Consider the following 1,287-nt stretch of genomic DNA (forward strand, 5'->3'; position numbering starts at 1 on the left):
ATCAAGACCTAGCTGTATCTCTACTTTGCGGAGGATATTGGCAGCACCGTTAGCATCGGCGTTGACAAATTCTCCATTTTTGGTGCGGTACATTCCTCGTTTTACTCGCTTCCCACTCGGCATCCACCCTTCCGGCTTGGAGCCGAATACAGGCAGAGTATCGTTGCCTTTGAAAACTCGCTTTAGAGGTATAACTTTCTTCAGTTTCTACGAACTGAATTTCATATTGTTCGCACAGTTGCTCAATCCTATTTTTAAGACGAGCGGTAGGAATTTGAGCAAACTCTTGATTCGTCTTTTTCCCCAGCTCAATTCCATCTTTATTGCGTCGATTCCAACCGAAAACAACTGTTCCAATTCGATGTTGGAGACAATGGCTGACAACAACACGAGCGGCTTTGTTAACCGCATCTCTTGCTTGCCTATTGCGCTTTTCTGTGAGAGTGGCTAATTCTTCATCCCAAAATCCTTGAGCTTTCCCCAACTTAATGGTTGCCACCCGTTTGTTGTAGAGCTGATTAAGACTCTTTAGTTTACGTCCATCAACAATAAAGCTGGTCTCTACGTTAGAAACGCAGGTCATCCAGTTGTCGAGTCCGGGGTCGATTCCTAGCACCCGTGAGGAGTCTACATCTGCTGTTACAGAAGGCAGGAGGTAGACAAACTCAGCATAGAAGCAACCGTTGCGGGGAAGGATTCTCAGCTCTTTAATGTCTTTGAAGGCAAGATTAGATGGCTTATGAATAAAGAAATCCGCTATCTTGAACCATGTCTTGACTAGCGTTCCTAGCGGTATTCTAATTTGACCATCTTTAATCTTCAAAGCTTGTTTAGGATAACTGACAACAGAAAGACCGCCTTTCTTTAAATACTTAGGTAGTCTAGGATTGTCCGCTATCTTTCCTTTTATGAACGCCTTCATCAACCCATCAAATGACTTGAAAGATTCGCTAACCGTTCTTAGCGCTTGTTGAGCTGCCTGAGAATAGAGAGCTTGGAAATGTTTGTTATTTTTATACTCCTTTTCTAAGTCATATTTACCGATAGTCCGCCGACACTTAAACCAGACTTGACGAGCATAATAAATACCACAGTTCATTAAGTTATTCGCTTCGGTGCAAATAAACTCTAGAACTGCAGTTAGCTCTTGATCTGGATTTAATAGTAATTGCTGACAACCGTACAATAACATCACCTCCAATTTTATGGTTATATTATATTACTTAAGGGGATTATTGCGGGATAAATCCCGCTGTCTTTACGACTTGCTCGGTTTCATCCCCCGAC

Annotated in this window: 1 pseudogene; it reads right to left on the reverse strand. The window is 42.4% G+C overall.

What is annotated here, in order from left to right:
• Positions 1-1,186: pseudogene (locus ACLGGO_RS35580) on the reverse strand (RNA-guided endonuclease InsQ/TnpB family protein); the annotation flags it as partial.
• Positions 1,187-1,287 lie beyond the last annotated feature (101 nt).

Source organism: Coleofasciculus sp., from assembly GCF_046565525.1.
Classification (GTDB): Bacteria; Cyanobacteriota; Cyanobacteriia; order Cyanobacteriales; family Coleofasciculaceae; genus Coleofasciculus.